The organism is Oceanobacillus senegalensis (assembly GCF_900176885.1).
GTDB lineage: Bacteria > Bacillota > Bacilli > Bacillales > Amphibacillaceae > Oceanobacillus > Oceanobacillus senegalensis.
This window is the reverse complement of record NZ_LT839648.1, coordinates 1,653,740-1,667,721: the sequence shown is the minus strand read 5'-3', so window position 1 is coordinate 1,667,721 and position 13,982 is coordinate 1,653,740. Positions and strand designations below refer to the sequence as shown.

Genomic DNA, 13,982 nt, shown 5'->3' with positions numbered 1-13,982 from the left:
ATTGGTGATTAAAATAAACGATGAAGTAACCATTCATCAAGACCATCATAAAGAAATACTTCATAAATTGAAAAAGGATCGGTATGCAGAATTTTTAGGAATAGAAATTGTTGACTTTAGTGCTGGTGGGGCTACTGTCCAATTGAAGATAGAAGATCACATGTTGAATGCCCATGCAACGGTTCATGGCGGTGTTCTTTATACTTTGGCTGATTTTGCCTTTGCACTTGCTTGTAATTCGTACGGGAAGACCTCTGTTGGACTTTCTACAACCACTCACTTTATGAAAAGTGCTGAAGTCGGTGACATAATTACCGCAAGGGCTATGGAGGTAAAACGAAACCATAGAACAGGTTTTTATCGTATTGTTGTTGAATCTGAGAATGAAGTAATAGCCTCGATTGAGGCTATTGCCTATCGAAAAAGTCAATATTTTATTTCGATAGATTAAGATAAATGCTGTGTCAATAGAACATTGACACAGCATTTTTAATCGCTACTCTTAGTTATTTTGAATTATCTCCTTGAAATCCTTGCCTTTTTTGATGTATGTATCGATGGAAAGGTTAATTAAATCCAAATCTTTATCTGTTAATTCACGAACAATTTTACCCGGAGAACCAACAACTAGTGAACGAGGTGGTATCTTTTTTCCTTGTGGAATAAGGGTGTTTGCCCCAATGATACATTCTTCCCCAATTTCAGCATGGTCCAGAATAGTTGCCCCCATCCCAATTATGGATCGTTTCCCAATGTGGCAACCATGTAGGATAGCATTATGGCCAACAGTAACCATATCTTCAACAACTACGGGACAACCTTCATATAAATGAATGGTTGAATTATCTTGAATACTACACTTTTCCCCAATTGTAATGGAATCCTCGTCACCACGTAAAACAGAATTGAACCAAATAGAAGATTCTTTCCCAATAGAAATATCTCCAATTAAATGGGCGCCTGGTGCAATAAAAACAGTATTGTGAATAATAGGCTGTTTATCACTGTATGGAATTATCATATTTATTCCGCCTTTCAGAATGTTTGTATATTTAGTTTAATTGTACCATTATTTTAGGATAATTGTGAACCTTTGTTATGATGTGTAAAACCGTTCATTCATTTATAACCTTCTAACCCAGAGGTCTAATATTACATCCGTTCAAAGATAGACAAGCTCTTGAATAGTCTTTTAAGAGAGGACGATAAAGGACTGACATGGTGGCTGAAAATAATCTTCATCATTTGCATTAAGAATTTGCCTTCACTATACTAGTATCGTTATAAGGAATTGATATGGGAGGTAAAAAATGGTACTGCCTAACTTTGAAGAAAATTTACAAAAGTATGCAAAACTATTAGTAGCAAAAGGGTTAAATGTGCAACAAGGTGATTGGGTAAAGGTAACGATAGCTGTTGATCAAGCCCCATTAGCCCGTTTAATTACGAAAGAATCCTATGCCTTTGGTGCTGAAAAAGTAATCATTAAATGGTCTGACGATGAAATCACCAAGCAGCATTACATACATCAGCCAGAAGAAGTGTTAACCAATATTCCGAAATACGAAATTGAGGAATCCGAGGACCATGTGTTGAATCATCATGTCTGCAGACTTTCCATTTTATCAAATGACCCTGGTTTATTAAATGAGGTGGATCCAAATAAAGTTGCAGCTTTCCAAAAAGTAGCTGGAAAGGCCTTCAAGGCACAACGTAATGCTACACAAAATGATGATCTAAAATGGACAGTTGCCGCTGCAGCGGGTGCAGACTGGGCTAAGCACGTGTTTCCTGATTTGGAAACAACAGAAGAACAAGTGGATGCATTATGGGATCAAATTTTCAAAACGTGTCGTATCTACCATGATGACCCTATTGATGTTTGGGATAAGCATAAGGAAACGCTGAAGGAGAAAGCATCAAAATTAAATGACTATCAGTTTGATGCACTTCATTACACGGCACCTGGAACGGATTTAACGCTTGGATTACCTAAGAATCATATTTGGGCAAGTGCGGAGAGTTATGATCCAAATGGAGTAGAATTTATTGCCAATATGCCAACGGAGGAAGTATTCACTGCTCCCGATACACGTCGAATGGAGGGGGTTGTTCGGAGTACAAAACCATTAAGCTATGCTGGGACATTAATTGAAGGCATTGAAGTCCATTTTGAAGATGGTAAAATCGTTGACATTTCTGCCGAAAAAGGGGATGAAACGATTAAAAGATTAGTTAAAGACAATGAGGGAGCTACTGGCCTTGGTGAAGTTGCTCTCGTTCCAGATCCGTCTCCAATTTCGCAATCAGGCATCACCTTTTTTGAAACGCTATTTGATGAGAATGCGTCTAACCATTTAGCAATCGGTGCAGCCTATCCGACAACTATTCAAGGTGGAACAAAAATGAGTGAAGAAGAGCTGTTAAAACATGGCATGAACGTATCAGATACCCATGTTGACTTTATGATTGGCTCAAGTTCGATGGACATTGATGGTATCAAAGAAGATGGCACAATTGTACCGATTTTCCGAAATGGAGACTGGGCTTTTTAGCAAAACGTATTAATCGATTTTAATAATGCTGTCTTTAGTTGAAAAATTTCTTCTAGGAATGTTAGGACACCCTTAGATGTTGATACATACACGTCTAAGGGTGTTTTTTTACACCTAGAATAGAAGGTTGATGACACTATAACTTCCAGATTAGTGGTTTAGGTAAGGGTTTTCTACCAGTATGTTGATTACGATTAAGGAATTCCAACCAAAATGTGAAAAAAGTATATGACTTGATTATCTTAAAACAGAACATTTGCAATCAAAATAGTGTTATGATTTTTAATAGAGACAATCAATTAAACGTGGCATTTGGAGGCTTTTATGGAGGATGTAAAAAAGGATACAAGGGAAGTTCTATCAGAATTAGAAGAATTATCTAAGCGTTATGATCAACTTTATGAAAAATTACATGAATCAAATAAAACTAGAGATCATACTTATACGAAGCGAAAGCATATTAGATACTGCATTCGTCTTTTCTATCATTTTATTAAAAATATCAACTTCGTGCTTCGTTGGGTGATCACGTTAGTTCCTGTAGTTGGTATGTTTATTCCAAGTGTTAGAACATGGGTATTAAATGGGCTTTCTAATCCTGTTGGGTTGACTATATCCATTTCATCGATTGTTTTCCTTGCAGTTCTACTCATTTGGTGGATTGACCGAACAACCATACTTAAAGTGACAAATGTAGATGATGAATCGTTCCATATTGGAGCATTTGAAAAGTACCGAAACAACGAATATAAGCGACTTTATAGTTTTTACAATATACGTCCATATTCATTTCAACAATTAGCATATAGAATAAAGGAGATTGTTCAAAAACTTGAAGAAGATGAAAGAGCTAGAGTTCTTTATTATATTGAGAAATTAGAGGAACAAGGTGAAAAAATGAGCGATGCTCTAGAGGAAATGCAACGGCAAAGCCATGCTTTTAGAGAAATGAACGTTCAGTTTGAAGTATATAATGAATTATTAAACAATATATTATTGAAACTAAACGATTTGAATCAGGGAAATTTACAAATAGGGAATATGCGCTTTATTCGGTACTATACCATCCATTATTATGAAAATAACGTGTTCCTGTTCAAGGATGGGCAACATCCAAGATTAAATAATCTACGGGTGAATTATGAAAATGGTGAAAACAACTTCATGGATAAGGCGCTTGATTTAAAGCAAGGACAGTTTATTGTTACATCTGATCAAAAAAAGGTCATTTTTACGTCACATGATAGCGATGGTATGTTATTGATTATTACGCTTTATGCCTCACCTGGATGGAACGAGAAAAACATCGAAGAATATGGTATCATTGGTGTAGAGGATGAGATTTCATTATGGTATAACTTTCTGCAAATAATGGAACAAATTGAAACGAAAGGGGATAGACGACATGACTACGATAAAAGTTCATGATATGAAGGAACTGAAAAACCGTAGAAGAGGAGATAAACTCAATCAGTATCGTCGCCGCTTAGAAGAATCCGAAAAAGTTTTAGGAGAACTCAAAAAGTCTACGAACGCAGATTATTTGAAAGAATTCGAGGAATACAAGAAGAAATATAGACAAAAAAATGCTAATTAATCAAAGCCAACCTCTAAGTTTGGCTTTTTCTTTTAGTATTTTTACATCCTCCTCGTTCTGTTCGATTCCCTTTTTTAGGTTTTGTATTGCTACATTATGTTTAAACATGGATATTCTGTTTTTTCTAAGGATTATTTCTCTTTCCGCCTTACTCATTTATCACACCTCCTTATAATATATAGTCTTTCTACAATAGATGATAATTAATCCATATTTATTCCTATGGTTTGCCTCTAAAAAATTATTCTTACGGTGATCGGGATGGTACTTGTAAATAATGTTTTTCTTTGAAAACGCTTAATATTTTTCTTGACATTGCTGTTAATTAAGATTAATCTAAATATATAGATAATTTGGGTGGTTGACGGTTGTAGGAGAGTGCTTATTATGCCGCCGAAGGAGCAAACTCCAAAAAATCCCTTGGAGTGAATCTCTCAGGTAGAAGAAACTACAACCGGACACATTTCTGGAGAGAGCGTATGGATTGATACGTCACCAAAGGAGCAAAACTCTCAGGTACAAGGACAGAAAGGGGCAGAGTGTAATAATCTGCCTTTTTCTGTCCTTTTTGTTATGCCTAAAATCTTAGGTTTACCAACTTAGACAAACTTCTATGAAGGAAAAAAGATGTTTATGTGATAGTTAACAAAAGGGAGAGGTTTACATGGAAACAAGCTATAAAGGTAATAATAAAATGTTAACAGGAATTGTACTTGGGGTTCTAACTTATTGGCTTTTTTCACAGGCACTGGTTAACGTGGTGCCCGTAGTTCAATCAGATATGGGAATATCACTAGGGATTCTGAATACAGCCATAAGTTTAACCGGTTTATTTTCAGGCATTCTTGTTGTAGTAGCTGGAGGATTATCCGATCGAATGGGGCGTAAGAAAGTTACGATGACAGGATTAGTATTAAATATTATTGGTTCACTTTGTCTTGTCATTGCACGGGAAGAGGTTCTTTTAATTATTGGGCGTGTGATTCAAGGTTTCTCAGCAGCATGTATTATGCCAGCAACAATTGCTTTAGTGAAGACCTATTTTAAAGGTTCTGAACGTCAAAGAGCCTTAAGCTATTGGTCTTTTGGATCTTGGGGAGGCGCGGGAATTTGTTCATTTGCTGGAGGTTTAATTGCTACTTATTTGGGCTGGCGTTGGATTTTCATTTTTTCCATCATTTTAACCTTGGTATCCATGTTTTTGATTAGAGATGTACCGGAGAGCAAAGCTAAACAAAGCCGTTCATCCAAATTTGACTTCTCTGGATTTTTTATCTTTATCCTAGTGATGGTTGCATTAAATGTTGTCATTACACGTGGGGCAGATTTCGGTTGGACAAGTCCTACTTCATTAACGTTAATGGCTGTCACTGTCATAGGAGGATGGGCATTTTTTAAAGTTGTAAATGGAAAATCTAATGGATTTATTGATATTTCGTTATTTAAAAATAAATATTTTACTGGTGCTACTGTGTCAAATTTTTTATTAAATGCTGTAACTGGAGCACTCATTGTTGCAAATACATATGTCCAAGTGGCTAGAGATTACAGTTCGTTTCAATCTGGATTATTATCTATAGGATATTTGGTAGCTGTATTATCGATGATTCGTGTTGGTGAAAAAATACTACAAAAAAGTGGTCCAAGAAAGCCGATGATCTTAGCTAGTATTTTAGTAATGATGGGACTTACATTAATGAGCTTTACAAACTTACCAAATTCGATGTATACCATGTTTGTTATTATTGGATTTACAGTGTATGGAATTGGACTCGGTATGTACGCGACACCATCTACAGATACAGCAGTAGACAATGTTCCGGAAGCAAAGGCAGGAGAAGCGGCAGGTATTTATAAAATGTCTAGTACACTTGGTGGATCGTTCGGTCTAGCGATATCTGTTGCTGTCTATAGTGCAGTTGAAATGACGGGTAATTTGGAAGCAGCCGCAAGTATAGGATTGATGACAAATGCAATTTTTGCAGGAATAGCATTATTAGCTATAGTAGTCATGATTCCAAAAGAAAAGACCAACGAACAAGTGATAGCAGATATTACGGAACCAATGGAAGAGAGGAAAGCACTTTAAATAAATTTTTCTCATTTTTAAAAAAGAAGGTGTTCCTAAAGTAATGCAAAAAAGGTGTTAGTCCCTCGCTATTTTATCGCTATAAAAAAGTGAGGAACTAACATTTTTTGAAAAAAATAGACTGCCAACACTCTTGAAGGCAGTCTTCTATACTATAAAAGGGGGGACTTAAGTACATATTATTCTTCAGAATCTAATCCAGGCTCTGAACCAGCATCAGGTTCTTCAGAATCCAATCCAGGTTCTGAGCCAGTGTCAGGTCCTTCAGAATCTAATCCAGGCTCTGAACCAGCATCAGGTTCTTCGGAATCTAATCCAGGCTCTGAACCAGCACCAGGCTCTTCGGAATCTAATCCAGGTTCTGAACCAGTGTCAGGTCCTTCAGAATCTGAACCAGGCTCTGAACCAGCACCAGGTTCTTCAGAATCTAATCCAGGCTCTGTTCCGGATGCAGGACTTTCTGGTTCCACTTCCTCCGTATCAGGCGTTTCAGTTGGCGTTTCAGTTGGAGTTTCAATGTTCTCTTCGTTGTTCGTTTCTTCACCACAAGCGGCTAAAGTCAATGCAGTACCGATAGAAACTACACCTATTAAGATTTTTTTGTAATTCATTTTCTATCTCCTTTCAAATTTGACTTCTACTAAAGAATATCAAAGGAATGTATCATATGTGTGGAATAGATATGACATGCTATTTACAAGTTCATGGCAAAAACAGGTAATTTAGTACTGGGTTAATGGAACTTTAAAAACTATAATGAAGGGAGTATATAGAGAAGGAGCGCAAGAATCGTTATATTACTTTGTAAATGGATTGTTAAATAGATCCTACTAAAGTTGTTGAATTTTGTTGACAACAAGAGATGTTTTCTAAGATTTATGTAGCCTTAGTTGATCGCGGGTTAAGGAGCAGTCAAAAGGTAATAAAACTTAATCATATAATATAGTAACGATGGATGAAAAGTTCGATAACCTTATTAAAATTGCCGGCCTAGAATTTTGATAAAATAATATGTAACAGTATGTTATGAAGTTGTTTGGGTGACTGTGAAATAAAGAGTATATAGGTATAATAGAAGAAGGTTTTGTTTGTAGCATGTGACGTATGCTACGGATAAGAAAGAATTCAATCCGCATTTAAAAGGAGTCCAAGTATGTCCAATAAATACAATGAAAAAGAAGCATTATTATTACAAGCGCTAAAAACACAATATACTATCTTACAATTGCTAGAAAATACACTTTATGAGACATATCTGTCAGAAAAAGAATTACCAGAAGGTGAACAAAATAAAGAATTGCTACTATTCTCTGAGCGTGCGCGAACCATAATAGCTAAAAAACCAAAACTTAAAGAAATCTATAATAAGTTGGAAGAGGAATATGACATCAGTCTCTAATGCGTGGTGATTTAAAAGCGTTATGTCAGAGGGAGTTACACCTATATTCAAGTTTATTATGAGAAGAAGTTTCTAAACATCGGCAAAGAGTTGGAAAGGACCACATTAAAGTAAAAATCTCCAAAATTAAAACGCAAGAATGCTGTTAAACCAGCATTCTTGCGTTTTGTATTTCTTGAGTGCTTTGTTGTAAATGGTTAGTGGCTAAAATTTCTTCTTACTGTAAATAATAGATATGATATCGTCGTAAAAAATTTACTGAAGAAAATATTTTATATGTTAACCTGGCTAAATCATAATCCAATACTTAAAACCAATAGTTCAATGAATCTATAACGAAATGACTACATATATATTTATTTATAGTTAAACTTTTTATAAAAAGAGGTGCAATTTTTGTGGTAATGAATGTCAGAACGGAAAAAGCTAAGAATTTCTTTCAATATTTGCTTCAGCTAAATAATCTGGTTGGGAAAGTAACTAGAGACTATAAAGAGTTTGAAAAAAATTGGCCTTTAGAGGAAATAAGGAATTTTGAGGGATGTAATGTTTTAGAAGAATGCCTTGGAGAAGACAATATAATAGAAATTCATAGACCGATAATCATGGAAGAGGATAAAATGCCACCTAAACCGAATGATTTATTGGTCGATTGGATAGATTTTGATTTTCATAACGAGAATCTTTCGCCATCCTATATAACAGAGAAAACTTCTTATGAAAATAACGATGAGATATTTGTATCATTTGAAGAAGATAGTAGAAGGAAAGAAGTATATCAAGTGTGGTCTTCTAAATGGAAAGAATGGGCGGAAAATTTAAAGGATAAAAAGAAGGGTTTAAGGTTATATGAGGAATTCTTTGAGTTAATAGCTCGGTTCGAAAAAGAAGGAGAAGCGTTGGAACTTATTTATGGAACCGGATTAATTTGTTGGAAACATCCGGATTCAAATGTTCAGACTATTCGTCATCCACTTCTTACTAGTAAACTCGAACTAGAATTGGATGCAGAACGAGGAATTATAGAAGTAAAACTGGTGGATGAAGAAATAACTGTAGAACGTGAGATGTTTACGAATATTCGAATCCCAAATATAAATCAAGTTCGTGAATTAATCCGTGAAGTTCAAAATAAACCAATCACCGGTGACCTGTCTGATTTCTTTAATCAGTTTATTCGATTGATTGATGCAAATGGACGATACATTCAGAATTCTACTAAGATAACCGTTGGGGATAATCCTGTTATTTATGACTTTGAGGTTATCGCACTTAGATTAAAAAACACAAGAGTTTTAAGGGATGATTTAGAACAAATTATTTCAGGTATCCCTTTAGGAACGGTAGACCTTCCGGAAACGATTGAGTCTTTGATTGGAGATAAAACAGATGAACATCTAATGGAAGAAGATGATCAGAATGAACGTACCAGTAGTTTAGGAGAGAATAATCTATATTTTCCTTTAGAGTCGAATGAGCAACAAAAAGAAATTGTCAATCGCGTGGAAAGACAGTTTGGGGTTACCGTTCAAGGGCCACCAGGAACAGGGAAAACACATACAATAGCTAATTTAGTGTCCCATTTTTTATCGGAAGGAAAAAAGATTTTGATTACTAGTCAAAAGGAAAGCCCGTTACGTGTTTTAAAAAATAAAATTCCAGAAGATATTAGGGATTTATGTGTTCCTGTATTAGGCGGAGGAAGAGAGTCTTTACAAGAAATTGAAGAGTCGATACGTACCATAGGAGAGAAACTTGGTGAATTAAATGTACAAAAATTAGAAACTGAAATAACACGAAATAAGGCTAGTCTAGATGCAAGCAAAAGAAAAGAAGCTCAGCTTAAAAATCGGTTGAAGGAGTATGCCAAAAAAGAGGGAAATGTACTGGAATACAAAGGAAAAAAACTGCTTAAATATGATATTGCTAAGCTCCTCTCTCAAAACATGCTTCCATATAAATGGCTACAAGATGATATAACGCTAGATGCAACATTTCCATTAACTGATATTGAATTTCAAGAACTTTGGCAGATAAGAGGACAATTAACAGAAGAGGATTTATTACTAAATGAACACATACTACCAGAAGTGGATATCCATATACGTAACAATAACTCGTTTGCTCAATTACTTGTTAAAGGAAGAGAGTTAGAAAAGTATGTTGAATCTGGAAATGAGATTATTGAAAAATATGCACTACCAAAAGATGAAATCCAGCTTAGTCAATTGGTACAAATGGTTAATGAAAATATAAACCGTGTGGCTATATTAGCTAATGAGGATTATAAATATGTTATAGAGGATTGTAAGGCAGGAGGTGTTAGGGCTACCCGTTGGGAAAACTTTGTAACGGAGATGGAAAAGGTGAAGCAGGAATTGTTCCACTCTTATAATCAGCTTGTCCCACATCAAATTGAATTGCCTAACAAATCGTTATCCGAACGAAAAGAAGATCTCCAAATTGCTAAAGAGCGTTTAGAGAGTGGGAAAAAGCCTAATTTCTTATTTTTTATGTTTAAAGGAAAACAAACAAAATATTTATTTGATTCTCCAGTGATCAATGGCCGACCACTTAAAGGGTTAGAAGATGTGAAAGTGCTTGAAATGTTTCTAGATAATGAGGAATTAAAGAAAAAAACAGCACGAATATTTAATAGTAACATGGAAGAAATAGGACATCCAGCTATAAACAAGAAGGAAAAAAGGTTTCCACATCGATTAGAGGATAAGATGAAGGGGTTAAAAATAGTTATACATGCAGTCGAAGAGGTGGGAACTTTTATAGAAAACATGAAATCCTACAATATGAGTCACATTGATCTATACGACATGGAGGAGAATAAACATTTATCTAATGAACTCGAAATAGCAATCAAATGTACTCAATCTGAACATTGGACAAAAAACTATAAAATGGAGCTACACACATTAATAGAACAGAAAAACAGTAAAAGATTTCATCCAATATTACAAGATTTTATTTCAGCTCATCAAAGTAAAGATGAAAATCGTTGGTCTCAATTATTACATTCATTAAAGGACCTACAAAACAAAAAGAAACGTGTGGACCGTTTTTACTTTTTATTACAGCAGTTTGGTGAAACATTGCCGTTAACGAGTAAGTCCATTGAGCTGATAGTAGGTAAAGAATTGGAAATTCCAGAAAAACACAAAGAAGCATTTGAACTTAGGAAACTCCAAACATGGATGGATGAAACGAAAGATATGAATGTTGCTTTGTTAAGAAATCGAATAGAAGAAGAGCATAAAGAACAGCAGCGACTCATCCAGGAGCTTGTCACTGCATCAACTTGGAAAAATCAAGTAAAGCGCATTACGGATAGTCAAAAACGAGCATTGTCAGCTTGGAAGTCCAATATAAAACGTTTCGGGAAAGGGACAGGTAAATATGCTTCTGTTTATCTAAAGGGAGCACGGGAGGCAATGAAGCAAGCACAAAGCGCCATTCCTGTTTGGATTATGCCAGTTAACCAAGTCTTAGAAAATTTTCCCGTTACCAACGAAAAGTTTGATGTGGTAATTTTTGATGAAAGTAGTCAATGTGATATATTTTCTGTCAATGTACTGTTGAGAGGAAGGAAGTCCATTGTAGTGGGAGATGAAGAACAAATAAGTCCTCAATCGATAGGGGTTAAGTTGAATGAGGTTCATGATCTTGTACGGAGATATCTTCCTACCATTCCCAACGCGAATTTATTTGATGGTAATATTTCGCTGTATGAAATAGCGGAGCAAACATTTCCTAAAGAAGGAAAATTAATGTTACGGGAGCATTTTCGTTGTGTACCAGAGATTATTCAGTTTTCGAATGACCTTAGCTATGGAGGAGAAATGATTCCATTACGCTTGCCAACGGAAGAGGAGAAAATTGAACCTCCAGTTACTGCGATTAAAGTTCATGAAGGATATAATGATACAAAAAATAAAGATGTCAATGTACCGGAAGCTGAAGCAATTGTTTCGGATATGGTAAAGATCATTCATGATTCTAAATATGCCAATCAAACATTTGGTGTAATTACGTTACAAGGCTCTAAACAACATAGGTTGTTAGAAACAAAAATACGTGAAGAAATTGGGGATAGAGAGTTTGTAAAACGGAAGGTAATTTGTGGAGATGCTTATACACTACAAGGGGATGAAAGGGATATAATTTTTTTATCCATGGTCATTGCTCCTAATCGTAAGATTACGGCAAGAACAAAAATAACAGATAAACAACGCTTCAATGTTGCTGCTAGCCGTGCAAAAAACCAAATGAGATTATATCATTCTGTCGACCTAGAAGACTTAAATCCGATTGACTTGCGTTACCGTTTACTAAGTTACTGTAAAAATCCAACTAGATTAAATGAAGAAGTCGAAAATCTGGAAGAAAAATGTGAATCTCCATTTGAGGTAGATGTTCTCCGAATGATTCTGGCAAAGGGATATAAGGTAACCCCTCAAGTCAAGGTTGGAAGGTATAGGATTGATTTAGTTGTGGAAGGGATGCGTGATCGCTTAGCTGTTGAATGTGATGGTGAAAAATGGCATGGACCTGAAAAATTTGAAGAGGATATGCAACGACAGGAAACGCTAGAGCGCGCAGGTTGGAAGTTTTGGCGAGTACGAGGTAGAGAGTTTTATTTGGATAGAGTAAAAACAATGACAAGTCTTTGGAAGAAGTTGGATGAATTAGGCATTGAGCGTAACTTTGTGGAACATCCTTCTTGATGGAACATTAACAGGATTAAAAAAGGTTATAAAGCGTGATTACTACCCTTGGAATAGGGTATGGGGGGAGTTTATACCACAAGGGTATGACACAAGGCCCTCCCCCATCTAAAAAACTCGTTTTTCCTGAGGTGGGGTATTACTTCCCCTTAACCTGAGGACATGGAAGGGTCAGGTAAATCTCATGATGGTGGGAGAAAGAACCTGACCCTGCTCTGAAAAATAATCCGTTTCTAATCATTCGGGTTTATGATCTGGTATTTCTAGCATTTGATTTTCCTTTTGCTCTTCTGTGTTCATCTGATCTTTTAGCTTTGTTTTGTTTCTTTTTGGGAGCGTGACTGTCTTTAACCATTCTAATCCCTCCATTACGGTTGTATTCCATGTTGTTCACCAATTATCTTCACCTTAAGGTACTTAATTATTCATATAGTAGGATATCGACCAATGGAAAATAGTGAAGTGTGGAGTCGATTTAATATGAAAGAATTGGTGATAAGGAGGAATTTTATTAACGAAAATAATCATTGATTTGAAATTTATTGGCAGAAAATTACCCGATCTAGAACTTAAGTCTTATTGAAAACTACATTCTAAGGTCATTATGAGAAAGCATGTTCATCGTATATTCTTAATACATAAGAATATGAAAGGGTTGTTGATGCGTATGAAAAACATCATCCTTATTAGTACTGTCTTGATTGTGGTTGTCGGGTTGAGTATGATTACTTATTTTCCATTTGGTTCAAGTGGTATAAATGAATTAGAGATTGATAAGCGTTTTAGCAAAGTGGATGTTGAAACTGAAAATGCTAAAGTAATTATTTCACCAGTAAACGGGGATGCAGCTTTTGTAGAATTATCTGGCAATAAAAATAAATATAAACTAGATGCAAATGTAAAAGGGGATACTCTACAAATAGAGGTGGATGATAGATGGTTTAGGTGGTTTTCCTTTAATCTCTTTTCCATTTCTTCACAACCTATGTTACATGTTTCCTTACCTCAACATCAGTATGAATCCTTAGAAGTTACGACAGACAATGGAATGATTGATGCAAGTAAACTTGATACGGTTGACATGAAGGTTGAAACGAACAATGGGAAGATTGCTTTAAAGCATATATATAGTAGCTACATCGATGCTAAAGCAGATAATGGTGAAATTCGAATGGAGGATGTAGAAGGAGAAATTTCCAGTAAGACTGACAATGGACAAATTTCACTATTGACTGATTCTTTGGACCGGCCAATTGAGATGAAAACGGATAATGGGGCAATTCACATCTTAACAACTACGGAACCTACAAACGTTACTTTTGATATTAAAGTAGATAATGGTAAGGTTCAAATTTTTGATGAATCAGTCTATGATACAGTCATAGGAGACGGGGATAATTTAATTAAGTTGACCACAGATAATGGAAAAATAACTGTGGGAAATAGTTAGCTGACCAAATCAATAAAGATTTGGTCTCTTCTTTTTTTATATTTTTAGTGCTCATTCCTTTCGAAGAGCAAAAGGACATCAGTTAGGCGTCATGAGATGGATGAGAACACCGCCGTCAAGCACGGGGTATAGTTAATTCTAGATTGGAATTAC

The 13,982-nt window shown here is 35.5% G+C and carries 12 protein-coding genes and 1 riboswitch; of the genes, 8 read left to right on the top strand and 4 right to left on the bottom strand.

Going from position 1 to position 13,982, the window contains the following annotated elements; all coding sequences use genetic code 11:
* Positions 1–4: 4 nt before the first annotated feature.
* On the top strand, positions 5–451 hold the full coding sequence (locus CAO17_RS07930; protein WP_085992294.1) for a hotdog fold thioesterase: 447 nt from the start codon (positions 5–7) through the stop codon (positions 449–451).
* Between the two features lie 51 nt (positions 452–502).
* Here the strand turns inward: CAO17_RS07930 and CAO17_RS07925 are convergent, their stop codons facing one another.
* Positions 503–1,021 (bottom strand): gamma carbonic anhydrase family protein, encoded by a 519-nt coding sequence (locus CAO17_RS07925; RefSeq protein ID WP_085992293.1) that lies wholly within the window; start codon positions 1,019–1,021, stop codon positions 503–505.
* A gap of 289 nt (positions 1,022–1,310) precedes the next feature.
* Between CAO17_RS07925 and CAO17_RS07920 the strand changes: the two genes are divergently transcribed.
* The 3 genes from CAO17_RS07920 to CAO17_RS07910 all read left to right on the top strand — a co-directional run bounded on the left by CAO17_RS07920 (position 1,311) and on the right by CAO17_RS07910 (position 4,152).
* Positions 1,311–2,555 (top strand): aminopeptidase, encoded by a 1,245-nt coding sequence (locus CAO17_RS07920; protein WP_085992292.1) that lies wholly within the window; start codon positions 1,311–1,313, stop codon positions 2,553–2,555.
* Between the two features lie 324 nt (positions 2,556–2,879).
* Positions 2,880–3,983 (top strand): hypothetical protein, encoded by a 1,104-nt coding sequence (locus CAO17_RS07915; RefSeq protein WP_085992291.1) that lies wholly within the window; start codon positions 2,880–2,882, stop codon positions 3,981–3,983.
* The gene (locus CAO17_RS07910) at positions 3,961–4,152 is read left to right on the top strand and encodes a hypothetical protein (protein ID WP_085992290.1); all 192 of its coding nucleotides are present in this window, start codon (positions 3,961–3,963) and stop codon (positions 4,150–4,152) included. The genes CAO17_RS07915 and CAO17_RS07910 overlap by 23 nt, the downstream gene beginning before the upstream one ends.
* Here CAO17_RS07910 and CAO17_RS21035 read toward each other — a convergent pair whose 3' ends face one another.
* Entirely contained in the window at positions 4,153–4,308 is a 156-nt protein-coding gene (locus tag CAO17_RS21035; protein WP_179151919.1) for a hypothetical protein, read from the bottom strand. It abuts the gene before it with no gap.
* A 205-nt stretch (positions 4,309–4,513) separates the two neighbouring features.
* Positions 4,514–4,613, top strand: a riboswitch (glycine riboswitch).
* A gap of 203 nt (positions 4,614–4,816) precedes the next feature.
* Here CAO17_RS21035 and CAO17_RS07905 point away from each other — a divergent pair.
* Positions 4,817–6,241: an MFS transporter gene (locus CAO17_RS07905; protein ID WP_085992289.1), complete on the top strand. Its 1,425-nt coding sequence runs from the start codon at positions 4,817–4,819 to the stop codon at positions 6,239–6,241.
* Positions 6,242–6,420: 179 nt separating this feature from the next.
* Here the strand turns inward: CAO17_RS07905 and CAO17_RS07900 are convergent, their stop codons facing one another.
* On the bottom strand, positions 6,421–6,852 hold the full coding sequence (locus CAO17_RS07900; RefSeq protein WP_085992288.1) for a hypothetical protein: 432 nt from the start codon (positions 6,850–6,852) through the stop codon (positions 6,421–6,423).
* A gap of 542 nt (positions 6,853–7,394) precedes the next feature.
* On the opposite strand from CAO17_RS07900, the gene CAO17_RS07895 reads away from it, so the two are divergent.
* Positions 7,395–7,640: a hypothetical protein gene (locus tag CAO17_RS07895; RefSeq protein ID WP_085992287.1), complete on the top strand. Its 246-nt coding sequence runs from the start codon at positions 7,395–7,397 to the stop codon at positions 7,638–7,640.
* A 404-nt stretch (positions 7,641–8,044) separates the two neighbouring features.
* Complete coding sequence (locus CAO17_RS07890) at positions 8,045–12,379, top strand: AAA domain-containing protein (protein WP_218775546.1); 4,335 nt, start codon at positions 8,045–8,047, stop codon at positions 12,377–12,379.
* A 237-nt stretch (positions 12,380–12,616) separates the two neighbouring features.
* On the opposite strand, the gene CAO17_RS21875 is transcribed toward CAO17_RS07890, so the two are convergent.
* Positions 12,617–12,748 (bottom strand): hypothetical protein, encoded by a 132-nt coding sequence (locus CAO17_RS21875; RefSeq protein WP_281252930.1) that lies wholly within the window; start codon positions 12,746–12,748, stop codon positions 12,617–12,619.
* A gap of 298 nt (positions 12,749–13,046) precedes the next feature.
* Between CAO17_RS21875 and CAO17_RS07885 the strand changes: the two genes are divergently transcribed.
* Positions 13,047–13,829: a DUF4097 family beta strand repeat-containing protein gene (locus CAO17_RS07885; RefSeq protein ID WP_179151918.1), complete on the top strand. Its 783-nt coding sequence runs from the start codon at positions 13,047–13,049 to the stop codon at positions 13,827–13,829.
* Positions 13,830–13,982 lie beyond the last annotated feature (153 nt).

Coding starts and splice junctions, on each gene's coding strand:
- CAO17_RS21875 (WP_281252930.1), bottom strand. CDS start 12,748: ATGGAGGGATTAGAATGGTTAAAGACAGTCACGCTCCCAAAAAGAAAC.
- CAO17_RS07885 (WP_179151918.1), top strand. CDS start 13,047: ATGAAAAACATCATCCTTATTAGTACTGTCTTGATTGTGGTTGTCGGG.
- CAO17_RS07920 (WP_085992292.1), top strand. CDS start 1,311: ATGGTACTGCCTAACTTTGAAGAAAATTTACAAAAGTATGCAAAACTA.
- CAO17_RS07900 (WP_085992288.1), bottom strand. CDS start 6,852: ATGAATTACAAAAAAATCTTAATAGGTGTAGTTTCTATCGGTACTGCA.
- CAO17_RS21035 (WP_179151919.1), bottom strand. CDS start 4,308: ATGAGTAAGGCGGAAAGAGAAATAATCCTTAGAAAAAACAGAATATCC.
- CAO17_RS07925 (WP_085992293.1), bottom strand. CDS start 1,021: ATGATAATTCCATACAGTGATAAACAGCCTATTATTCACAATACTGTT.
- CAO17_RS07890 (WP_218775546.1), top strand. CDS start 8,045: ATGAATGTCAGAACGGAAAAAGCTAAGAATTTCTTTCAATATTTGCTT.
- CAO17_RS07915 (WP_085992291.1), top strand. CDS start 2,880: ATGGAGGATGTAAAAAAGGATACAAGGGAAGTTCTATCAGAATTAGAA.
- CAO17_RS07895 (WP_085992287.1), top strand. CDS start 7,395: ATGTCCAATAAATACAATGAAAAAGAAGCATTATTATTACAAGCGCTA.
- CAO17_RS07905 (WP_085992289.1), top strand. CDS start 4,817: ATGGAAACAAGCTATAAAGGTAATAATAAAATGTTAACAGGAATTGTA.
- CAO17_RS07910 (WP_085992290.1), top strand. CDS start 3,961: ATGACTACGATAAAAGTTCATGATATGAAGGAACTGAAAAACCGTAGA.